The sequence below is a fragment of the Rossellomorea vietnamensis genome, from assembly GCF_008180615.1.
In the GTDB taxonomy this organism is placed as follows: Bacteria; Bacillota; Bacilli; order Bacillales; family Bacillaceae_B; genus Rossellomorea; species Rossellomorea vietnamensis_D.
The window spans coordinates 328627-351740 of record NZ_VTEH01000002.1; the positions used below are offsets into that span (position 1 = coordinate 328627).

Annotated in this window: 21 protein-coding genes; 8 read left to right on the forward strand and 13 right to left on the reverse strand. The window is 42.8% G+C overall.

Features of this window, described 5'->3' with window-relative positions; translation table 11 throughout:
• Positions 1-697: 697 nt before the first annotated feature.
• Positions 698-1231, reverse strand: a complete 534-nt coding sequence (locus tag FZC79_RS04835; RefSeq protein WP_148945705.1) for a DUF84 family protein — start codon at positions 1229-1231, stop codon at positions 698-700.
• 72 nt (positions 1232-1303) lie between these two features.
• Complete coding sequence (locus FZC79_RS04840; protein WP_148945706.1) at positions 1304-2377, reverse strand: M42 family metallopeptidase; 1074 nt, start codon at positions 2375-2377, stop codon at positions 1304-1306.
• A gap of 170 nt (positions 2378-2547) precedes the next feature.
• Between FZC79_RS04840 and FZC79_RS04845 the strand changes: the two genes are divergently transcribed.
• Complete coding sequence (locus FZC79_RS04845; protein WP_148945707.1) at positions 2548-2862, forward strand: hypothetical protein; 315 nt, start codon at positions 2548-2550, stop codon at positions 2860-2862.
• A 39-nt stretch (positions 2863-2901) separates the two neighbouring features.
• On the opposite strand, the gene FZC79_RS04850 is transcribed toward FZC79_RS04845, so the two are convergent.
• Both FZC79_RS04850 and trmB read right to left on the reverse strand, forming a co-directional pair.
• The gene (locus tag FZC79_RS04850; protein ID WP_148945708.1) at positions 2902-3744 is read right to left on the reverse strand and encodes a YtnP family quorum-quenching lactonase; all 843 of its coding nucleotides are present in this window, start codon (positions 3742-3744) and stop codon (positions 2902-2904) included.
• Between the two features lie 212 nt (positions 3745-3956).
• On the reverse strand, positions 3957-4601 hold the full coding sequence (gene trmB, locus FZC79_RS04855; RefSeq protein ID WP_148945709.1) for a tRNA (guanosine(46)-N7)-methyltransferase TrmB: 645 nt from the start codon (positions 4599-4601) through the stop codon (positions 3957-3959).
• A 596-nt stretch (positions 4602-5197) separates the two neighbouring features.
• On the opposite strand from trmB, the gene FZC79_RS23785 reads away from it, so the two are divergent.
• Both FZC79_RS23785 and FZC79_RS04860 read left to right on the forward strand, forming a co-directional pair.
• Positions 5198-5323, forward strand: a complete 126-nt coding sequence (locus FZC79_RS23785) for a hypothetical protein (RefSeq protein WP_262371021.1) — start codon at positions 5198-5200, stop codon at positions 5321-5323.
• Positions 5324-5541: 218 nt separating this feature from the next.
• Positions 5542-5820: a YtzH-like family protein gene (locus FZC79_RS04860; protein WP_148945710.1), complete on the forward strand. Its 279-nt coding sequence runs from the start codon at positions 5542-5544 to the stop codon at positions 5818-5820.
• A 3-nt stretch (positions 5821-5823) separates the two neighbouring features.
• Here FZC79_RS04860 and FZC79_RS04865 read toward each other — a convergent pair whose 3' ends face one another.
• The 5 genes from FZC79_RS04865 to thpR all read right to left on the reverse strand — a co-directional run bounded on the left by FZC79_RS04865 (position 5824) and on the right by thpR (position 11651).
• Entirely contained in the window at positions 5824-6597 is a 774-nt protein-coding gene (locus FZC79_RS04865) for a phosphotransferase family protein (RefSeq protein WP_148945711.1), read from the reverse strand.
• A 333-nt stretch (positions 6598-6930) separates the two neighbouring features.
• A complete protein-coding gene (pulA, locus tag FZC79_RS04870; protein WP_148945712.1) occupies positions 6931-9078 on the reverse strand; it encodes a type I pullulanase in 2148 nt (715 codons plus the stop codon).
• A gap of 23 nt (positions 9079-9101) precedes the next feature.
• Entirely contained in the window at positions 9102-10049 is a 948-nt protein-coding gene (locus FZC79_RS04875; RefSeq protein WP_148945713.1) for a diacylglycerol/lipid kinase family protein, read from the reverse strand.
• On the reverse strand, positions 10046-11029 hold the full coding sequence (locus tag FZC79_RS04880; protein WP_148945714.1) for an NERD domain-containing protein: 984 nt from the start codon (positions 11027-11029) through the stop codon (positions 10046-10048). Before FZC79_RS04880 ends, FZC79_RS04875 begins: the two co-directional genes overlap by 4 nt.
• A 61-nt stretch (positions 11030-11090) precedes the next feature.
• Positions 11091-11651: an RNA 2',3'-cyclic phosphodiesterase gene (gene thpR, locus FZC79_RS04885; RefSeq protein ID WP_148945715.1), complete on the reverse strand. Its 561-nt coding sequence runs from the start codon at positions 11649-11651 to the stop codon at positions 11091-11093.
• 292 nt (positions 11652-11943) lie between these two features.
• Between thpR and cysK the strand changes: the two genes are divergently transcribed.
• On the forward strand, positions 11944-12873 hold the full coding sequence (cysK, locus tag FZC79_RS04890) for a cysteine synthase A (protein WP_148945716.1): 930 nt from the start codon (positions 11944-11946) through the stop codon (positions 12871-12873).
• Positions 12874-13077: 204 nt separating this feature from the next.
• Here cysK and FZC79_RS04895 read toward each other — a convergent pair whose 3' ends face one another.
• Positions 13078-13818 carry an ABC transporter permease gene (locus tag FZC79_RS04895; RefSeq protein WP_148945717.1) on the reverse strand — a complete coding sequence of 247 codons (741 nt, stop codon included), beginning with the start codon at positions 13816-13818 and terminating at the stop codon, positions 13078-13080.
• Positions 13815-14729, reverse strand: coding sequence for an ABC transporter ATP-binding protein (locus tag FZC79_RS04900; RefSeq protein ID WP_148945718.1), 915 nt, complete (start codon positions 14727-14729; stop codon positions 13815-13817). The genes FZC79_RS04895 and FZC79_RS04900 overlap by 4 nt, the downstream gene beginning before the upstream one ends.
• 1215 nt (positions 14730-15944) lie before the next feature.
• Here FZC79_RS04900 and FZC79_RS04905 point away from each other — a divergent pair.
• The 3 genes from FZC79_RS04905 to FZC79_RS04915 all read left to right on the forward strand — a co-directional run bounded on the left by FZC79_RS04905 (position 15945) and on the right by FZC79_RS04915 (position 20397).
• A complete protein-coding gene (locus FZC79_RS04905) occupies positions 15945-16922 on the forward strand; it encodes a glycoside hydrolase family 43 protein (protein WP_148945719.1) in 978 nt (325 codons plus the stop codon).
• Between the two features lie 829 nt (positions 16923-17751).
• Positions 17752-18312: a TVP38/TMEM64 family protein gene (locus tag FZC79_RS04910; protein WP_148945720.1), complete on the forward strand. Its 561-nt coding sequence runs from the start codon at positions 17752-17754 to the stop codon at positions 18310-18312.
• A gap of 597 nt (positions 18313-18909) precedes the next feature.
• Positions 18910-20397: an esterase/lipase family protein gene (locus tag FZC79_RS04915; RefSeq protein WP_252183247.1), complete on the forward strand. Its 1488-nt coding sequence runs from the start codon at positions 18910-18912 to the stop codon at positions 20395-20397.
• Positions 20398-20726: 329 nt separating this feature from the next.
• On the opposite strand, the gene FZC79_RS23790 is transcribed toward FZC79_RS04915, so the two are convergent.
• Positions 20727-20900, reverse strand: a complete 174-nt coding sequence (locus FZC79_RS23790) for an aspartyl-phosphate phosphatase Spo0E family protein (RefSeq protein ID WP_148945722.1) — start codon at positions 20898-20900, stop codon at positions 20727-20729.
• Between the two features lie 155 nt (positions 20901-21055).
• On the opposite strand from FZC79_RS23790, the gene FZC79_RS04925 reads away from it, so the two are divergent.
• Positions 21056-21949, forward strand: coding sequence for a LysR family transcriptional regulator (locus tag FZC79_RS04925; protein WP_187442644.1), 894 nt, complete (start codon positions 21056-21058; stop codon positions 21947-21949).
• 122 nt (positions 21950-22071) lie between these two features.
• On the opposite strand, the gene FZC79_RS04930 is transcribed toward FZC79_RS04925, so the two are convergent.
• Positions 22072-22914 (reverse strand): alpha/beta fold hydrolase, encoded by an 843-nt coding sequence (locus FZC79_RS04930; protein WP_148945724.1) that lies wholly within the window; start codon positions 22912-22914, stop codon positions 22072-22074.
• Between the last annotated feature and the right edge of the window lie 200 nt (positions 22915-23114).

Below are 23114 nucleotides of genomic sequence, written 5' to 3' on the forward strand. Positions count from 1 at the left end.
ATTAAAATGAAAGAACCGCATGAAATCAAGTATATTATTATGCAGCCCGCTCAGCTTTCGAGGGACATCATCTTGAGAAATTCCTCTTTTGATGTACCTCGCTCCGCCAGCGAAGTACATTATCTTGTGAATTTCCCCTTTTGATGTGCCTCGCTCCGCCAGCGAAGTACATTATCTTAAGAAATTCCTCTTTTGATGTACCTCGCTCTGCCAGCGAAGTACATCACCTTGAGAATTTCCTCTTTTGATGTACCTCGCTTCGCCAGCGAGGGACATTATCTTGAGAATTTCCCCTTTTGATGTACCTCGCTCCGCCAGCTAAGTACATTATCTTGAGAAATTCCTCTTTTGATGTCCCTCGCTCCCCCAGCGAAGTACATTATCTTAAGAAATTTCTCTTTTGATGTACCTCGCTCCGCCAGCGAAGTACATTATCTTGTGAATTTCCCCTTGTGATGTACCCCGCTTCGCCAGGGAAGTACATCATTTTGAGAAATTCCTCTTTTGATGTACCTCGCTCCACCAGCGAAGTACATTATCTTAAGAAATTCCCCTTGTGATGTACCTCGCTCCGCCAGCAAAGTACATTATCTTGAGAAATTTCTCTTTTGATGTACCTCGCTCTGCCAGCGAGGGACATCGTATCGAAAAATCCTTAAATGATGTACCCTGCGCACTCTCAAAGAAAGACCTCAGATTACCCCAGCTCTGAATCCGCTCTCCTGAAATTCCACTGCCCAACAAGGAGCTTTACCGTATGCTTAAACATCTCATCCCTGTTCACGGCTCCCTTTGTGAAGATACCCATGGCTCCTTCATGCTGGCGGATTCCTTCACTCTGACAGTAATCATCCATGACCGGTCCCAGTTCTTCACCGCTCAGCACTCTTTTTGCAATGATTTCCGGCAGCAGGATTCTGGCACCGCCTGCGATGATGGGTTCCTCTCCCCTTTCAGCCAGCGCTCCCCAGTTACATAGAAACAAACCGTACTCAGTTTCCACCACGCCTCCCTCCAATCCGATTCCGAGATCTCCTCCGGACATTTCAAGGACAGCTGCTCCACGGTTAATTGCTCCCCGAATGGTTTCTTCATCAGAGAAAGGCTGTTCCCTGACACCCGATTCTGTTATAAAACTTTCAAAATGCAGCTCTTCGGTGAGAATCTCAGCAAACCCTCCTTTGACTGCCTCGATCTTGGCTTTATTTTTCGTACCGATGCCTATAATCATCGTGTTTCCTCCTATTTTTATAAATTTTCCCAAAAAGAAAGAGAGGTTAGCCCTCTCTCCCTTGATAGCCTATTAAGAATTTTGGCGGATGCTTTCGATTGTTGAGCGGTCGCACTCTTTAACAAGCTTTGTGATCAATTCTTTTGCCGCAGCATAGTCGTCCACATGAATCATGGATGCCGCTGTGTGGATGTAGCGGGAACAGATTCCGATTACTGCACTTGGAACACCCTCATTTGAGATATGGACGCGTCCTGCATCCGTTCCGCCTTGAGAAACAAAGTATTGATACGGAATGTCATTTGATTCCGCTGTATCGAGGATGAACTCCCTCATGCCTCTGTGAGTGACCATTGAACGGTCAAGAATGCGGAGAAGAGCACCTTTTCCAAGATGGCCGAACTCTTTCTTGCTGCCTGACATGTCATTCGCCGGACTTGCATCAAGCGCAAAGAAAATATCCGGATTGATCATGTTCGCAGCTGTCTGGGCACCACGAAGGCCTACTTCTTCCTGCACAGTAGCACCGGAATAAAGTGTATTGGGAAGGTCGACACCTTTCAATTCTTTAAGCAGTTCTACTGAAAGTCCGCAGCCGTAGCGGTTATCCCAAGCTTTCGCAAGGACTTTTTTCTCGTTTGCCATTGGCGTGAACGGACAAATCGGCACAATCTGCTGACCTGGCTTGATGCCGATTTTCTTCGCATCTTCTTTATCATCCGCACCGATATCAATCAGCATATTTTTGATCGCCATTGGCTTGCTTCGCTGTGATTCATCCAGCAGGTGTGGAGGAATCGAACCGATGACGCCTGTAACCGGACCGTTGTCTGTGATGACCTGAACACGCTGGGCCAGCAAGACCTGGCTCCACCATCCTCCAAGCGTCTGGAAGCGGATCATTCCATTATCCGTTACAGAAGTAACCATGAATCCTACTTCATCCATATGGCCGGCTACCATTACTTTCGGGCTGTTTTCCAGACCCTTCCTTACGCCGAATATCCCGCCAAGGCCGTCCTGGATGACCTCATCAGAGTATTTTGTCAGTTCTTCCTTCATAAATTTACGTACAGCATGCTCATTGCCAGGCGCGCCAGGCAATTCAGTCAGCGTACGGAATAATTCCATTGTCTCTTGATTCATAATGGCTAAAACCCCTTTATGTATATAATGATAATCTCCATTCCTATTTTACAGAACTTTCAAGCGACTTTCCACAAATCTTGCTTAAAAGTGATCTACCCTTTAAGATGTACCTTCCTGGAAAGTTTAGTATAATGGAATCAGAAATATTCGTGCTAGGAGGAAAAGTAATGAATTGGAAATCGTTTTTACTCGGTGCAGGAGTTGGAATTGCCGGAGGATACTTACTGAAAGAAACGCTTGATACACAAACATTGCATTCTCCTGAAAAAGTTCTGCAAACCATGAAAACTGCATTTAAAAAAGAAGGGCCGATCAATGGATCTTGGATAGGCATGGTGCCGGAAAGCTATGAAGTGTATCCGATTAAAACCAAAGTCTATCGCGGCGGCATCTCCCGTCATAAAGATGGAGCCCTTCAGCAATATGAATTTATTGCCGATTCTAAAACAGGGACGATTCTGAACATCCAGCAGCTGTCCTGACACCAAAAACGGAAAGGCCCTTTGAGCCTTTCCGTTTTTTTATTTCTGCCTATCCACAGACTGTTCGATTTCACCCTCTGAATTCCATCTAAGCGCGCGATACACAGCGTCATGGTAAAACAAGAACCAGTATCCTTCATCCATGGCTTTTCTAATCCATTTTTCTTTTGCGTGAATAGATGTCATCGGATAATCATCATAAGCCAATACCCATAAGGGATTTTTATGCGCATGTGTCGGCATCAAATCCGCCATATGAATGAGTTTATCCTCTCCTCTTTCGATAAAAATGATAGAGTGGCCATCGCTATGGCCTCCAGTGTGAACCATCTTTACTCCATCCAGCACTTCTATTTCATCCTTGAAAGGCCTCACCTGATGGGCGATGCTTTCCCAGTTTTCTTTCCAATATGTATTCTTGGAACGGATATTCGGATTTCTCATTTCATCCCATTCTGTTTGAGATGTGTAGATGACCGCGTTTGGAAATACGGACACAAGTTCATCGCTTTCATATCTGGTCAGTCCGCATGCATGGTCAAAATGCATATGAGTCATCAATATGATATCGATGTCAGCCGGTGTCAGCCCCAGTGATTGCAGCGATTCCGCTATGGAGGATTCTTCTGACACTCCATAATTACGCTTTTGTTTATCCGTAAGTTTTCCTTTTCCAATTCCAGATTCAATCAATATATTCTTACCATCCAGCTGAAAAAAGATTGGATCCGTTCTTAACTCAATCTGATTCAGGTCATTAACTTCGTACTTTCTGGACCATAATGGCTTTGGCACAACACCGAACATCGCACCGCCATCCATCCTGGTCACCCCGCCGTCAAGCCATCTGAAACTTAAGTCTTGCAGCTCCAATGATTCCATATTCCATCTCCCCTTTCATTCTTCATATTATCAGAAAATTTATCCGTATTAAAACTTCAACCACCAGGAAGGTCGTGATTTAACACTCTAAAGCACTAAAAGGGACAGTCCCTATTCGCACGGCAACGCGTTAATGCAGCACAATCCTGCCTTCCCTAAACTCACTACAACAAAAAAACAGCCCACCTCTGTGAGCTGTCATTTCCTTACGACTATTTTTTGGGATACTTTACTTCACTCCGGTAGATTCTTTGACCGCGGGAAGAAAATTTTTCTTCATACTCTGTCATGATGTTTCCTTCAAAATCACTGTTATGAAGATCCAGGCTGAGGAAATTCAACAGAAGACCATAATGTGAAAAGCTCTGGAGCGAATACTCAAACAGCCCTTGGTTATCAGTCTTGAAATGTATTTCACCTTCATCCACGAGGATATCCTCATACAATTTCAAGAAGCTTTCGAAGGTAAGGCGTCTCTTTTCGTGGCGGTTTTTTGGCCAAGGATCTGAAAAGTTGAGATACACCCTGTCTACATCATTTTTCTCAAAGTATTCTTTAAGGTTTTTGGCGTCAACATTCAACAGCTTGACGTTCGGTATGTCCGCCTCGATGATTCTGTCCAGGGCCGAAACGATGACACTCTCGTACAACTCAATTCCAATATAGTTAATGTCAGGATTGGCTTTAGCCATTTCCGTCACAAATTGTCCTTTGCCGGTCCCGACTTCAATATGAAGGGGGTTATTATTGCCGAATTCCTCACTCCACTTACCCTTTTTTTCTTCTGGCTGGGCAACAACATATTGAGGATACTCATTAAGCTTCTCGCTTGCCCATGGTTTATTTCTTAAACGCATATAGACACCTCTTTTTCTTGAGCTCTTTTTAAAATGCATGCTCTTTTCTCAAAGATTCTGGTTGTTGAAAAGTAGTGGATTTCCGCTTCAGTCGTACGACTCCGCCGGGCGGGCGTTGAGCCTCCTCGGCTTCGCCTGCGGGGTCTCACCTGTCCCGCTAGTCCCGCAGGAGGTCGCACGCCTTCCGCTCCAATCCCTGCGTAAAAGGGGGAAGGATGGTAAAATAGCGACCAAAAACATCAATCTATCTTTAAGAATAGAGCCTTAAAAAAGTATAGTTTTCATAAACAAGACTTTTAAAAAGAGTAAAAATAGAATTTCTCATCGTCAAAACAATACCATGACATCCCTTTCTCTGCAAGTCATGTCGGGATTTATCAGGATTTGAGGAGTGTTTTTATAATCTGAAGTATTCACGAGGATATACCTGTATTACTATAAATCAGGGTACTGTATGCGTTTACATATTAGATCAGCATTGATAAGGGGTCTATAAGGATCCTTATGCCAATTTGGATAGAGATGATGTTCTGTTAAGGTTATAAATGTAGCTTATTTGCACGGTTTTGAAAAAAAAGAAAAGGGGATGGATATAAATGAGTAAATTAGTAAATATCGCTGCTGAGGTTTCAGTTTTGGCTGGAATGGCTGTTATGTTCGTGGGATACAGCTTGGCTGTGTATCCTGTAGAGAAGTTGACTCAGCGTTCGTTTTCAATATAAGTAAAACAGGGAAAGCCGCCACAATAAATTGTGGCGGCTTTCTTTGTTCTGAATGAACGGCCAGCTCTTTATCGATTTGCGCCGAAAAAAACAAACTATCTCCGAATTTCACATCAGACGTCTTTCCATCCTTCATCCCTATCCATGCATAAACAAAAAAAGAATCCACAAACTACATGTGAATTCTTTTCTATATCTCAACCGGAAAGGGTGTTATTATGCCACTCGGACATCATGATCAAATGAACTTATTAAAGGATATATTAATTAATCACTCTGATGACTGCTGCGGTTCGGTAGCAGAGTGTGAACAGCTGGAACGCCTGGTTAAATCACTTATGGTTAACACGAACATCGGTGCAGGAATCAAGCCGATTCTTCAGGAAGTTTACAACTACAGCCAAAATGGAATCAATTCTTCCGACCTCGATCACCATATCACTTCCCAGAAACAGAACCTTTCCCAATGGGTCCAAGACATGGACACTTTGTCTTAGAGCTTAGACGATGGTATGAAGGTATTCAATCCAATGGTTCATTTCGTGGAATCTCGCCTTCCCTTTGTGCCATTGAATGGATAAAAGGGTTTGTGAGACCACATACCATTTCATTCGAAGCTTAAGGCTGTCTGTCATTGGGACACCATATTGCGAAAGCCATGTTTCCCAGTTCTCCTCAGGTATATACCAATAAAGGAGAAGGCCGATATCAATAGCCGGATCGGCAATCATGGCTCCATCCCAGTCAATCAGGTACAACTGGTTGTTATCCGAAAGCAGCCAGTTGTTGTGGTTGACATCTCCATGGCAGACAACATATTCGTCATGAGAGATATTAGGCAGATCCGTTTGGAGAAATTGAAGAGCTTCTCTCACCTTGGGATGTGACAGCAGCTCAAAATCGAGCCCGGTCTCCAGTTCCGCCAGCATATGTTCAGGCTGAAAACGCTCTTTTCCCAGTCTTTCCAGCATCGTTAATAACGGTCTGGAAGAATGGATTTTCTTTAAGAGCTTTGCTGCCCTTTCCTCTTCCATTTCTACAGGATCTAGTTCTCTCCCGTTCAGCCAATGCTGCGCTGTTATAACATCACCATTCTCTATTCTTTTAGTCCAGACAAGTTTGGGGACAATCCCTTCAGCTGACAGCACAGCCAAAAAAGGAGAAGAGTTCCTTTTCAGAAAAAGCTTTTGCTCCTGATATCGGGCAAAAAATGCTTCTCCTGTTGCTCCTCCCGCCGATACGATTTCCCAATCCTGATCAAATAAGTGTTCCAATAATAATCACCCTCTATTGGTTCGCTTCATTTATATTAAAATAGTATCTTTTAAATATCGTATTTGTTTTTATATAAAATAATTGCGGCTGATTATAGTGATAGGTTTCCATTCCATTACTATAAAATCGCCTGGAAAATAAAAAAGACAGCTATTGGGCAAAAAGTGCAATAGCCATCTTTATCAATAGTATCGTCTCTTGCCCCATTCCGTCAAGTCCTATCGAAAGCGGGGCATTGCAGAGCCGTTACTGTATCAAAACTATCCTTATCTAACTTCATGGCTGAGATATACCAACCAATACTGAGCGCAGAGCATTTCATGTAATGAGGACTAACGGCAGCAAACATAACAGCTGACAGGATCAGCCTTCAATGTGTTTTCATTCAATATATCCAGCGTCTCCAGTCCTGCACGCTTCCCGTCAGCTATCAGTTTCCACGGTGCTTCGCCTTCCGGAAGATGGACAGACGATCCAGACTCACCTGCGTGAAATAGAATAAACATCTCATTCCAAGGGCCATATGCCTTGATATTGCGCAAGTGCAACTTGACCATTCCCGGCACACTGTAATCAGCCTTTATATGCTTCCGGATCAACTGAGATGTGCTGAATCTTAAAGCCCCGTGGGATTTGCGGATGGCGATCAGCCCTTTTATATATTCAACCTTATCCTGATATAACGTTCGCCTATGCCAATCAAGCTGATTGATTTTGTCCGGAGATTTGTAACTGTTTTCGACTCCCTCCTTGGTACGGAGAAATTCCTGTCCCGCATGCAGAAATGAAATCCCTTGGGAAAGAAGGACCATTGACGTAGCAAGCATGTGTCTCTCTTCCCTCTCTGCTTTATCTGGACAGCATGCCGAAATCTTATCCCACAAGGTATGATTGTCATGTGATTCAACATAGTTAACCGTCTGGGCAGGATGCAGAAACAGCCCGGATTCTTCTGTTAACCCAATGCTGCCAGTAAGCACTTCGGCCGCTCTTTTTTCGAGACCGCTGTGTCCAAGTGCAAAGCCCCTGTCATACAAGTTAAAGGTGCTCCCTTTGATGCCGTCTCGAAATGAGTCATTAAACTGGCTGACTCCATGCATCTTTCCGGCATTGCGGATAGCAGCCTTCCTGCTCTGAGGCAGCGGGGTATTTAAATCCCACCCTTCACCGATGATCAATGCATTAGGCAGTATCTTCTCCACTTCCTTATGAACATCATTCATGGTTTCCACGTCCAGGATTCCCATCAGATCAAAACGGAATCCGTCCACTCTATATTCCTTCAGCCAGTAACGAACCGAATCCACAATGAATTTCCGTACCATCCTTCTTTCCGAGGCCATGTCATTTCCTACTCCGGTGCCATTGGAAGGCATGCCATTCTCGTCATATCGAAAATAATAGCCTGGAACAATTTTTTCAAAAGAAGATTCCTCTTTTATATAAACATGATTGTACACAACATCTAAAATGACCCGGATTCCCCTGCTGTGAAGGGAGTGGATTACCTCTTTCAACTCATTGATCCTGGTGTATGGGTTCTGTGGACGGGTCGAGTAGCTTCCTTCAGGAGCATTAAAGTTCAGCGGATTGTAGCCCCAGTTATATCTTTCATCGTCCCGGAGATCCGATACTCCCTCAAAATCATTGACGGGCAGCAGTTCCACATGGGTTATCCCGAGTTCATCCAAATAATCCAATCCTGTTGAAAGTCCGTTTGACGTTTTCGTTCCGGCTTCCGTGAATGCCCGGTAGACGCCCTTATTCTTCATACCGCTTTCCTCATGCATGGAAAAATCCCGGACATGAAGTTCATAGATAATGCTGTCTGTCTTGGAGTCCAAAGCCGGGAGGGACTCGATGACCGGAACCGTTTTACCCATGTCAACGACAGCGCCCCACTCACTGTTGAGTGATACAGATTTAGCATAGGGATCCACCGCTTCCTGCCAATGCAGATTAATGCAGGTCAGGTAAGTATAAAAACATCCTTCTGCATTTTCCTCCAGAGTAAAGGTCCAAACTCCTTTTTCTCCTCTTGTCATGTCGTGCTGCTGGATCCAACTCATATCGGGGTCAGTGATTTTCACTTTGACCTTCGTGGCAGTCGGCGCCCAAACTTTAAAGGTGGTTCTGCCGGCATCAAGGCTCACACCCAAATCATTTCCTTCATAAAAATACTTTTCATCGAATTCCAGCGTCCTTATCACTGCTCCAACCTGCAGATCCGTTTCATTACCATGCTCATCTTCAATATGATAAGTCCTGTCCAACTGAGGTTCAAAATCAATGGAACATATATATTTATTCTGTTCCTGCAGAGAGTGTCTTTCTCTAATCGTAAGAGGAAGCTTTTCTTTGTTCTCTTCTTTTATATAAAAAGCTGAAGACTTTCCCTCAAAATAGGAGTGGGGAAGCAGGACTGTTACCGTTTTCATTTCATCTAAATAGGCAAAGAATTTTCTTTGTATGATCAGCAAAAATATACACCTCCCCTATGGACTCAGCTATTCATATCCGCTGTCTTCCAATTATGATGCTGTACTTCGATATGCAGCTTTTTATTTTCTTCAATGAGACCGATATAATCACCATCCACTTGAACAGGTACGGGTTCAGGCGATGTAATCAGAATTTCTTTTACCCTATAGGTTTCTACCTCTTTGAATGTGGTATGCTTGCCGAAAAACACGGACAGAAAGACCACTAGAAGCTTCAGTCTGGACAGGTTCTGGACAACCGTGAGATCCAGCATGCCATCAGCAGAATCAGCCTTGGGAGAGATTTTCATTCCTCCTCCAAAATATTGCTGATTCGAAATCGTAATAAACCATGTGTGCTGGAAGCTTTTCTTTTCCCCATCGATTTCCGCTTCCAGAACCAGTGGTTTGAATTTCATTGCTTCTGAAAAAACCAGAACAGCATAAATAAGTTTTCCCAGAGAAAGTCTATTCAGCCATTTCTTAATGGGGGAATGCTGTGCTCTCATCGTGACTTTTGCATCAAATCCTGCTCCCATACTATTCACAAAGTACCCTTTGCGATACCCATTCAACACATACAAACCAGTATCGTGGAATTTTTCCGGCAGCCGATCTTCTTGGAACAGCCTGATGACTTTAGCTCCCTGATCAATTTTTGCCGGCCACAGATAACCTTTCGCAAAATCATTTCCGCTTCCGGCTGGGAAATGGCCGACTGTTACATTGTCATAGCCAATACATTGATTAATCAGGGCGCTGATGGTACCATCCCCGCCTACTCCGACAATAAATAATTTCTCGTCAGGGGCTGCCTCCACAATATTCCGGACGGCCGCCCTCATCTCATCAACCGAATGGGTGAAGCAGAGATCATCTTGATGAACCATTAACTGCTTCTGCAATTTCTCCCAGACAGGAACCGAATAACTGTTTTTAGCATTGATATTTATAATATAAATTGTTCTCATATTTCTTCTTCATCTTCTCGTAAAGGATGGTTATCATCTGACTGCCACCCCAATCTCTTGAAGGAAGTGCTTTGACAGAAATCAAGTAGCCCCTTAGCCAGTTTCAATTGAACGTTCTTAATAGGGGAATGGGATGCCCTCATTTTTCCGAACCACTCTGCATGCGCTCTCTTGTCGATGAGATTCAGATTGTGCGGGGCCATCCCATAATCGATATATCCATTTCGGCTGATGATGCCCTTCTTAATGGGAAGATCCACCTCTAAATGCTTCATGAGGGTGGAAATCACCGATTCCATCCTATTAAGGGAGATCAATGGATTAAGAACCTTCGAAGCCCTATTTCCTGACTTCTTCAGCCAGAATCGTTCCTGAGAGCCTATATAAGCGGCTTCATCTTCTTCTTCCATAAAGGTTAAGCACCAGATCTCTGTGGGGGTCAGTAAAAGAATATCCATTTCCATTGGAGCATTTTTGAACTTAAAGACAGGAAAATACATCAGAAAAATATTATCTGGGAACCTTTTCAAAAAGTACATAAGCCGCTCGTCAGAGGTATAACTTTTATCAACGTAGGATTTTTCCATTATGGTAGAACTCGCCCACCTTAACTGAAAGTGAAACAACTGGTCGAGGAACAGGTGCTTCAGTTCCTCTTCGGTGGAAGGAAGTTCTGTAAAATTCAAATTCATTTCTGAATCTTCTTCTGAAGGCGTGGCCAGTATTTCAAGTTCCTGCCATTCCGCCTCCTCTTTTTCCCGTTTCTTGAACAATCCTCCAAATCTGGACATCAAACTTGTTTTCTCTGAGATATCCTCTGCTTCTTCAGGTTCTTCCTGAAATAGCAGCTCTCCCTGGTCCCAGCTTTCCTTCCATTTTGCCCATTGCTGTTTTTTTAACCGGACAAATTGGGAAGGATAACGATAAGTATCCAATTCATACCGAGAAATATAGTCTTGCAGCTTAATTAGTTGCGCCATAAGTTTTTCCCCTCTTGCATTATATGTTTGTATTTTTATGTTTCTTACTAATAAATTTCAATCAAAGGATCAACGTGAACTTCTCCACTTCTTCATACTTAGGTGTCCGGTCGAGATGCGTCCGGTAGAGTACAAATTCCTCTATCCGGAAAACCAAAGGTTCTTTCAGTGAAAAAGGGGTAAGCAGGCTGCCGGCGAATCTTTCATCTCCACTCCACTTCCTTGCTATCGTAATGTGTGGATTGAAAGGCCTTTTGTCTAGTTCATATCCTTCCTGCAGGCATTTCGAGTACACAGCATCTCTTAAAGTGGACAAGGAAGAAGAAGGACTTACATCACTCCAGAGAATCCGGGGTGATGACGGATTCCCGAATGTTCCAAGATTTTGAACGGTTAATGAAAAAGAGGATAACTCTTTCTTCACCGCATGGATTCTGTCAATAGATTTTCTCAGACGTTCTTCTTCGGTGCTCCCCAAAAAAGCCAAAGTAATGTGGTAGTCCTGTGGATGTACCCATCGTTGAAACGGCAAAGCAGCTTTTACCCTTGACGACCAATCATCCATGCTTTTTTTCGTATCCTGCGGCAGCGGGACCGCATAAAAATAATGGTGTTGTTTCATCCTGCACACCTTTCCGTATTTTCATTAACTTTTATTTTATCAGACTAAGCATGCTACAGATATCTAAATCCGTAATTGCATGCAGGATTTCATCACAATTATTGCCATCTTTAATAGCCTTTACGCCTGGTAATTAAACATTTCAGTGAAGAGATAGATGGGAACGACATCATGTTGTAATCAATTAAATCTTATATATTTGATAAGATTTGTTAGAATTAGTAACATAATAATATAATTACTGGACTTATAACGAAGAACTCATTGACTTTAAATGAAAGGGCGTATTGATATGAAAGTCGTTCAAAATATAGCAGATTTAATCGGAGATACACCGCTGGTCAAGTTGAATCGCCTGAAACCGGAAGGCGGAGCGGAGATTTATGTAAAACTGGAATTCTACAACCCGAGCAAAAGTGTTAAAGACCGTGCTGCCTATCAAATGATTGTGGAGGCTGAGAACGCGGGGCTTTTAAAAGCAGGCTCCACCATCATTGAGCCCACAAGCGGAAACACCGGAATCGGGCTTGCGATGAATGCAGCAGCAAGAGGATATAAAGCAATCCTTGTCATGCCGGATACGATGACACAGGAAAGAATCAACCTGCTGAAAGCCTATGGAGCGGAAGTGGTACTCACTCCGGGAGATGAAAAAATGCCGGGAGCGATTCAAAAGGCGAAAGACCTTACAAAGGAAATCGAGAACAGCTTCATGCCGATGCAGTTTGAAAATGAATCTAACCCTAATGCGCACCGCAAAACAACAGCGGTGGAAATTGTCGAGGCAATGGAGGAACTGGGTAAACCTCTATCCGCATTCGTTGCCACAGCTGGTACCGGCGGAACGATCACAGGAACCGGGGAAGTATTAAGAGAACACTACAAGGATCTTGAAGTTCATGTAGTCGAGCCTGCGGGTTCACCTGTCCTTTCAGGCGGACAGCCGGGCAAACATAAATTGGTCGGTACAAGCCCTGGTTTCATCCCAGAAATTTTGAATCAAGATGTATACGATGAAATCCATAAAATAGAGGATGAAGATGCATATGATATCGCAAGGCGCATGGCCAGCGAAGAGGGGATTCTGGTCGGCCCATCTTCAGGCGCAGCCTGCTACGCCGCAATCCAGGTAGCCAAAAAGCTATCACCTGATGATATCGTGATATGCATCGCTTGTGATACAGGAGAAAGATACCTGTCCAGCGATTTGTTTCGATTCTAATCAAGACTAACAAGGCGTGAGTTCTTCCTGAGGAGGACCTCACGCCTTTAATTTATGCATGCACAAAAGCGTAAGCGCCTTGTCCAGCCCCGACAGGCAAATGTTCCTCTGAGAACAAAAGGCGATCTTTCCTTTTATTCCCAGAGGGTTATTTGACCCCGAGGGGCTGGGCGCTGAAGCACCCTTCATGTATACTCACTCAGTCTATTTATCACTCCAGCGAAAGAAGCGGGATGCAAGGTATGTGGAAACGACAGCAATGCCGAGCAGGACACCAACTTCAAGCCCGTATTCTGTAATTGGTGCTTCACTCCATGTCCCGCGAAGCATTTGGATCACATAATACAAAGGAAGGATTTTTGCTGTATATTGAAGCACAGTAGGCATCATTTCAAGCGGAAAAGTCGCTCCAGATAAAAACAGCATCAGGTTCAGGAACAAAGAGCTGATGGCAGCCGCGCTTTGTGTGTTCTTGGCTAGCGATGTCAGAAAGAGTGCGAAAGGAAAAAAGGCAAGGATGCTGATCAAAAGAGCCAAGAGCGTACTGCCAATATAAGCTGGCATGGACAGGTCATACATCAGCATGCCAAACACCATCAACAGGACAGCAGAGATTGCAAAAATGACAGTCCCCTGGAAGGTATGAGCGGCAAGGATTTTCCACGGCTGAAGCGGAGTTGATTGGTATCTCCTCAGTACACCTGTTTCACGGTAACCGGTTAATACCGTTCCCAAGGTAAAGAAAGAGGTGGTGACAATATTGACGCCAATCCAGGCAGGAACGAACATTTCAGCAAACATTCTCTCATCCAATTCCTGCCCGACAAACATGGATCCAAACAGCCAAATCATGGCCACTGGGAATAAAAAGGTCCAAAACACACTGAGGCGGTCTCTGAAGAACATTCTCGTTTCTAAAGTAGCAAGCTTTGTAATAGCCGTCATCCTGCAGCCTCCTCCTTTTCAAGATAATGAACAAACAGGTCATCAAGAGAGCCTTTTTCAAATCTAAAATCAGAAAGTACAATCCCATGATCATGGCAGTATGTAAAAATACGATAAGCTGTCTCCTGCTGATTCTCACTGAAAACCTTAAATACTTTATCCTCTTTTTCCACCCTGACCACTTCAGGCAGTGCCTCTAAAAATCGCTGATCAACCTGGTTGCTTTCAAATGCAATATACTGTCCTGATGGGTTGTCTAGTAACTCTTCAGGTGTATTCAATGCTTTCAGCTCACCGCTGTAAATCATCGCTACACGATCACAAAGCTTTTCTGCTTCCTCCATATAATGGGTCGTGACGACAATCGTACATCCCTCATCCCTTAACATTCTGATCATCGACCACATTTCCCTCCGCGCATGCGGATCCAACCCCATACTCGGTTCATCAAGAAACACAATTTCAGGGCTGTGCAGCGTCGCGAGTGCAAGGGTCACCCTTTGCTTCCAGCCGCCGGACAAATCCTCAAAACGCACATTCATTTTCTCATCCAGATTCAACAAGTCGATCAGATACTCTTTCTTTGTGGTATTACTATAAAACGAGGCAAACAGGTCCATCGCCTCCTTCACCTTCATTTTTCTCTGAATCGAGGTAGCTTGAAACTGTACACCTATCCGTTTATTCAACTCTCTCAGCTGCTGGCTGGGAACCAGCCCCAGTACATCTATCGTTCCTTGGGTCGGCTTACTGATTCCCTCAAGCATTTCAAGTGTCGTCGTCTTCCCCGCTCCATTCGGTCCAATGATCCCGAAGATTTCTCCTCTTCTTACTGAAAAAGAAATATTTTTCACCGCTTGGACGCTGCCAAAGTTTTTAGACAAATTTTCAACTGTAATAACTTTCTCCATTATTCTCTCCCCCTTATACTTTAATTTCTCTGATTTACAAACCCCTCTACCAGACTATGAAGCAAGTCATATGATTAGGGGTTTTTTATGTAAAATTTTTTTGAATTCCCTTCTGTTCTTCCTTTTTTAAAAATTTGATTCCTTATATACCTCATCTTCCAGCACTTCAATTCTTCTTTTCAACATGGAGTTCTCTTTTTTCACTTCATATGAGTTATAAAACGCCCCCGCAGCAAGGGAAAAGACAAACCAGTCTCAGAGCGAATGCACCTCCTGCCCATGCCCACATAGCTTGTAGACATACTGAGACTTCGTTGACAAACTATCCCAATCCATTCAATCTGGGCTACTATATATACGGCAGATAAGTATTTAGGTTTCATAAAATTCAGATAATACTATGGATGATTATGTTTTTCTTCAGGAGAATTCATCTTGAGTTGGTTTCTGTTCTTGAAAACAATTAATTGGACAAGAATCTTGGTTCATCCAGTCTTCAAACTTCATTTCCTGTAATGATAGAAGGGCTGCTTAACAAGAACATTTATGTATTGGGGGAATTAACTTAGGTAGAATTTTGCAAGATTTGCTTTGACAGCGCGTTTTAAGCCGTACCGTACCATTACCTTAAGAAAATCTGATTTAATGGTACGTTTTACACTGAATCATACCTTTATCCAAGTAAGATTCATTTTAAACGGCACGTTTTGCGTTGAATCATACCATTTCCAAAGGAGAATCTGTTTTTAATGGTACGTTTTACGCTGAATCATACCATTATCCAAGTAAGAATCATTTTTAACGGCACGTTTTGCGTTGAATCATACCATTTTCCAAGTAAGATTCGCTTTTAACGGCACGTTATGCGTTGAATCATACCATTGTCCAAGTAAGATTCATTTTTAACGGCACGGTTTGCGTTGAAACATACCAATGTCCAAGTAAGATTCATTTTTAACGGCACGGTTTGCGTTGAATCATACCATTGTCGAAGGAGAATCTGTTTTTTAATGGTACGTTTACCATCTACTGTAATACCTAATGCACTGGCTTACACCCCCGCCTTTTCAACCGCATATTAAACCATAAAATTCCTGCTAAATCATTACAATTTGACACAATTAAAACAACTTAGTTTTTTCGATATACAAAGTATTAAAACTCCGTTATACTAGTCATGTAAGCACTTAAATTTTTTTAATGGGGAGATTAATTATGAGCAAAAACTCAAAACAAAATGAACCATTAGTTACGCATATTTTCACAGCCGACCCTTCTGCACATGTTTTTGAAGGAAAGCTTTATATCTATCCTTCTCATGATCTTGACCATAATGGACCGACCAATGATAATGGTGACCAATATGCCATGGAAGATTACCATGTCTTGTCGATGGAAGATGAAAACGCGCCATGTGTGGATCATGGAGAAGCACTTCATCTAAAAGATGTACCTTGGGCCAGCCAGCAGCTTTGGGCGCCGGATGCGGCATTCAAGAATGATCAATATTACTTATACTTCCCTGCGAGGGATAAGGACGGAATCTTCAGAATCGGTGTGGCCACAAGTTCTAATCCTGCAGGACCTTTTACTCCTCAGGAAAATTACATACCGGGAAGCTACAGTATCGATCCGGCCGTTTTTGTTGATGAAGATGACAAAGCGTATATGTACTTTGGAGGATTATGGGGAGGACAGCTTGAGAAGTGGCAGACGGAGACTTTTACAGCTGACGCAGAAGGTCCCGCTTCAAGCGCTCCTGCAATAGGACCGCGAGTAGCAGAGCTGAACGATGACATGCTGACCTTTAAAAATGACCCGGCAGAAATCTCAATTGTCGATGAAGACGGCAATCCGATTACAGCTGGAGATGAAGACCGAAGATATTTTGAAGGTCCTTGGATGCACAAATATAATGGTCTTTATTATTTGTCTTATTCAACCGGAACCACTCACAAAATCGTCTACGCGGTCAGCGAAAACCCTCAGGGGCCTTTCGTCTTTAAAGGAACGATTCTGACTCCTGTCAGCGGCTGGACCACGCATCATTCCATAGTCCAGTTCAAAGAGAAGTGGTATTTATTTTATCATGACTGCTCCCTGTCAGGCGGAGTGGATCATAAGCGTTCGGTCAAATTCACTGAGCTGAAATATAACGAAGATGGAAGCATACAGACGATTGATCCTAAGTGATCGATTCGATTGACCAACAGCCGGCTCTCTTTTGAGGGCCGGCTTTTTTTGGCCTTTTGGATTGCTGCTTTTGTACAATAGGGTGTTTTGCGGCTAATCACCATACTATAAAGCAGTTTACCGTTTTTAGCAGGGTGTTTTCGAGCTAATCACCCTACTATAGAGCTCTTTTTCGATTTTAATAGGATGTTTTCGGGCTAATCACCCTACTATAGAGCTCTTTTCCGTTTTTAGTAGGGTGTTTAGAGCCTAATCACCATGCTATAAGGCTCTTTTTCGATTTAAATAGGGTGTTTAGAGGCTAATCACCCTACTATAGAGCTCTTTTCCGTTTTTAGTAGGGTGTTTAGAGCCTAATCACCATGCTATAAGGCTCTTTTTCGATTTTAATAGGGTGTTTTCCCGCTAATCACCATGCTATAAAGCTCTTTCCTGATTTTAATAGGGTGTTTTCCCGCTAATCACCATGCTATAAAGCTCTTTCCTGATTTTAATAGGGTGTTTTCCCGCTAATCACCATGCTATAGACAGGTGCATTCACCGGCACTTTTTAAAAAAACACTCTTTTCGCAAGAACTCTGGCTGTTGCAAAAGTAATGCTCCTCCATCATGCAGGCTTGCATTGAGTCTCCTTCGGCTTCGTCAGTACAAAAAGTCGTATCGCCCCAGCCTGCCACTCAAGGATACTGTTCTAAAAGAAATCGATTGAGGTAGTAAGATTTCATAGTTTTCTGCCTTTACAGTTAGTTGACGGTAATAGAGTTTACACGGTATGGTTACCTAGATAAAGAGCTGGTTTTAAAAAATTTTTAGAACAAGGTGAGTTCACGTGGAAAATATAATAGCAGAATGGCTGGGTTCCCTGAATGGGCCTGCTGCCGCAGGAGTCAGCATCCTTTTAAACATCATTATCAGCACACTCGGGGTCATTCCCAGTGTATTTTTAACAGCCGCCAATATCTCCATCTTCGGTTTCGAATTTGGTTTATTTCTGTCATTCACCGGGGAAGTACTTGGTGCAATCATCAGTTTCATTCTCTACCGTAAAGGATTAAGAAAAATCGCAAGCAGGAAAAGCATTCAACAGAAGCATTTAAAAAAGCTGCTGCATTCCAAAGGCAGGGAAGCATTCCTCCTGGTTTTGGGCCTTAGATTGTTTCCTTTTGCACCATCCGGTTTGGTCACGCTGGCGGGCGCTTTCAGTACAATGAGCATCCTCAATTTCGCAGCCGCAAGTACACTTGGTAAGATTCCGGCCATTCTCATAGAAGCCTATTCCGTTCAGGAAGTGCTTCTGATGAGTGGAACAGGAAAATTCATTTTGACTCTCACTGCCATTGTGTTGATTGGGTCTTTCATTATCAGAGTCCGTAAGTCACCTCGAAGATGACTCTTCAGGGAGCCATTCATAAAAAAGTGTAAGCTTCGGCTGGAAAATCTCCCCTGAAAAAAAGGCGATTTTGTCTTTTATTATCCAAGTGTTATTTGGATCGCAAGCCAGCCCCTCCCTTCAAATGGAGAGGACGCAGCGGCCTTTTTAAGCATGAACTTGGCTCGATCGCTCATATTCTGGATTTCCCGCTCGTATTTGTGGATAAAGCGATCGTATAGTTGCATACTTCGCTCATAAATGTCTATAACCCGATCGTATTTTTGCATAACCCGCTCGCAAGCCCACCTCATCCCTTCAGCTGGAGAGGGCGCATGCACTTTTTAAAGTATGCACTTAGCTCGCTCGCTCATATTCTGAATTTCCCGCAAGTATTTGTGTATAAAACGATCGTATAGTTGCATTCTCCGCTCATAAATGTGCATAACCCGATCGTATTTTTGCATAACCCGCTCGCAAGCCACGCCACAAGACCATTCTCCTATCTGCTGCATGCCAATCAGCTCATTTTCCAAAAAATGCTTCTTAAACTGATAGGATTTCCGATAGGATAGATGGGGAGGACTTCCCCTATTTCGGATGAAATGGAGTGGGAAAATGAAAAGGTTGGGATTGATTTTGTTAATGCTGTTTTTGGTGCTGCCTGTCAGCGCAAACGCTGGGACAATCGGCGGGAAGGATAATCCCGGTGGTGTTCCTGGACAATGGTATGCCGGAGATGCTCCTGGTTACTCTGACCCTAATAAGCCGGTGCTTGTGTTTATTCACGGAATCAACAGCTCCTCCAAAACGTGGTGGGAGAGCAACAATATGTATCAAACCGCCCTCAATAATGGGTATCAAACTGCCTTTATCGACGTTCATCCAGACAAGAATATGTGGGATAACGGAACGATTATCAATAACCGTGTCCGTGACATCTACAACTATTTTGGCCAGAAGAAACTGGTGATAGTTGGCCACAGCAAAGGTGGAATCGATGCACAAAATGCATTGGTCCATTACGGAGCACACCCTTATGTTTCTAACCTCATCACTCTTTCTACACCTCATTACGGCTCACAGCTTGCCGATCTTGCTTATAGCGGTTGGGCCGGTTGGCTTGCAAGCATTTTAGGAAGCAAAAATGATGCTACTTACTCACTTCAGACTGGATACATGAGAAATTACAGGCCCCAGATTGACACACATATCAACCGCTCTAAAAATCCGGTCTTTACTTTAGCCGGTACCAAATGGGGAAGCTTCGGATCTTCTCTATATTGGGGAGGACTCTACCTAAGCTCTTACGGTTCCAATGATGGTGCCGTAACTGTTGCGAATTCCCGGCTTCCTTACAGTAAAGAGGTCCGTGTCAGCAGCTGGAATCATACGACAGTCCGGGAAGGCGGGACATTCCAATATTTCCGCCCTTACTTAACTCTTAATGCCCAGCCGGTTGCTGGAATTACATCTGCAGAATCAATGAGTGAGCCATTGGCCTCGGAACTGGAGCCTGCTAATATCAGTGTCCTTCATCGAGGAGGAGAATTTACAGCGAGTGCTCTTGAAAACTTCCAGGTGGAAGAAAACGTTGCTAAACTAGATCTTGACTGGCTCAGTGATAAAAAAATGAAAGATCTTGTAGTCATCAGCCCGTCTGGTGTTGAGTACAAAAAATTCACTCATTCAGTAGACGAAGGAGTATTCAAAGGCGGACATCACCACAGCTTTCAGATCCAGAAGCCAGAAGCAGGTCAGTGGAGTGTAAAAGTGAACAAAAACAAAGCAGCCTATCTGATGACAGTCGGCTTCCATTCTGATTTAAACGAAGAGATCATCCTGGATGAGAAGACCATTGAACTGAAGAACAAAGGCAGCAAAATTAAAGACTTCCAAGTCAATGTCAATATCAATAAAGATGGCCAGAAGAAGAAAGATGCCTCTATGATGATCACGCAAAAAGGAAAAGTGCCATTTACATTCAAGGAAGAAGGCGTCTACACCCTCACCCTGGATGTCAAAGGAAAGACCAAAGCGGGAAAAAAATTCGAAAGAACGATCGTTAAATCTATTTACGTGGACAAAAATGGGATTACCCATTAAATAATTCATTTTGAAGCAACACAGCCCTCTGCTATGCAAGGCTGTGTTTTTTTAGGAGATTTCTATTGAAGTTATGGGAAGGGACCGTTTTTATACACGAAACGCCTCTTATCTTAAATAAAGAAAAGAGTTATATTTACAGTGGCCGAACGGGGTTGGATTCTAATTTCGACTGATTTTGAACTACCTAAACGTTCACGGTGAAAAAGTCATGAACTTCAACAGTATCATTACAGGTGTTTACCAATTGCACACTAAGCATACTTCAATGACCTAGCGAATAAATCACTCTATGAGAACCTGTTGGAAGCTATCACAGCAACGTGCTTTCAAGAATGAGACTGATTTTCCTTATAGTGCTTTCTTTGTATGCAGTTTATCAGAACATCAAGTTCTTGGCTGATATCAATGGTCACCTGACTATCCAAACCATTTTTAGCTGCGGACTTGAATAATCTTGACCTGGTTTCTTCTATTAGCCTGCGCAAATCACACTCTCTCAAAAGAATCTCCTCCAGAGAATAATATATAAACAGAATTTGGTATTTTTTCTAACCTCCTAAAAATTATAAAATTTGTTCCTATTAATGTAAATTTAATGATGTTAAACTTTATTTAAGCATTACTTAACATAAGGAAGAATGGTGTTGATTTTAAAGTGAATATTGAGCAGATTAAATACATACTTGAAGTGAGCAAAGAAGGGTCCATTACCAAAGCTGCTGAGCGGTTGCACCTTTCTCCTTCCGCCTTGAGCCAGTCTATTACTCAATTAGAAAAAGAGTTGGGAGTAACAATCTTTTCACGTTCCCGAAAAGGGACCACACCAACTTCGGAAGGAAAAAAAGTTTTAAATCGCGGACATGAAATGATTCACAGCCTGGAAAAATTGTATAAAGAAATATCAATAGATAAAGAGGAAAAGCTTTTAAAAATAGGATGCTCTCCCTCCATCACCTATCTGGTATATGACGCTTTTGTACTTTTTTACGAAGATCACAGCAATGTAAAAGTAGAAATCATTGAACTTGACCAGGATGAAATCTTGAGCAGGCTGATCCACGGAGATATAGATTTAGCCTTTTCTCCTTTCAGTGAGGAGGAATTGAGCGGACTGAGAATCAGTGATTTTCTCGACTATCAATTAATCTATACTGGCTATGCCTGCCTTTGTGCAAGTAAACATTCTCCTCTTTTCTTAAAAGACTTTGTCACCCCTGAAGATTTAAAAGGAGAAAAAGTCGTCATGTATAATTCTAAACGTTCCAATCACTTTGTGAATTCCTATTTGCCGGGTGCTTCTCTTTTATTTACCACTAATAACATAGGGGTATTAAAGAGTGCGATTTTTGATGGTCATGCCTCCTGTCTCGTATATAATTTCACTTTTAAAAACCATATGGACGTTAAAAAAGGAAACCTGGCCATCATTCCCTTCATGAACCCTGGCAAGATTCTCAATTATTTTTGGGTCATTTATAACCGGAACAAAGAGCTTTCTTATGAAGCCCAGGAATTTCAGAAGAAAATCATCCAATTGCTTAATGAGTAAGTTTAGAGCCTGATTCAGAAACACTGCTTGACAATAGAAATTTAATACTTTCTTATCTTATAAAAAAGGATTAACGCAGTGTGCGTTAATCCCTCTCCTTAATTGCTTTGTTGTTTTTGTCCCTACAGGCTTTCTTTAAAATCCTCCACCATACTTAAGAAACGGCTTTCTTCTTCCAAATAGGGAAGGTGGTTGCTTTCATTAAAGATATATAACTGTGAATTCGGAATCTCTCTATGTATTTCTTCTGAATAATGCAGTGGACACTGCTTATCGTGGCTTCCGCAGTAAACCAGGGTTGGAATGTTAATCCCCGAAAGTTTTTCACGAATATCAAACAGGGGAAGCTCTTGAAAAGAGTAATAATCCAGCCTTCTTTGAACGACTCTTCCGCTTGATGGTCTCTTAAAATAGTCTTCTCTTTTATCTGCATTAAATAATGACATGTTCGTCCATTCTTTATTAGCATTCCTTTTTTCCTCAACCGTTGCCTCAGGTGACTTTAAAATAGCAAATATTTCTCTGAGACGTTTGTTTAAGGGACTTTGGGAACAATACATACTTTCCCGGTTCTCCATATATTTTTTAGAGGCAGCAGCACCGCCGACAACCAATCCTTCAAGACTATCGGAGTATAAATCCCCATAAACAAGCCCTAACATTCCACCAGTAGAATGACCTGCAAAACTCCATTTCTCAAAACCCAATGCTTCCCGAACCGCTTCAAGATCCTTCACTGATTCTGCCATACTCAACTCTTCTGCCAAATCAGCCCTGCAAGAGTTCCCAGCTTCTTTAAGATTAACAAGAATAACCTTGAATTGATGCACAAAAGTATCAGCAAAATAATAACCCAATTCATTGAATTCACTGTACAAGTGTGTGATACATACAGGTTTACCTTTTCCTCTGACAAAGATTTCAAAAAGCCCTCGATTCGTTTTTAGCAACTGCTGTTTCCACATAAAAAACACCTCCGCAAAAAGTATTATCCCTTAATGAGTATCTGGCTGATTTCCGCTCCAGGTGTACGACTCCTCGGGGCGGGCGGTGAAACTAAAGCGGAAGCGGCCGTTCAGCGACGTACAGATTTTAGGGCTCTCGTATGAGATAAAGGAATCACGAAGAGCGTAAGCGATTCGATGATGACTTATCGCAAGGAGAG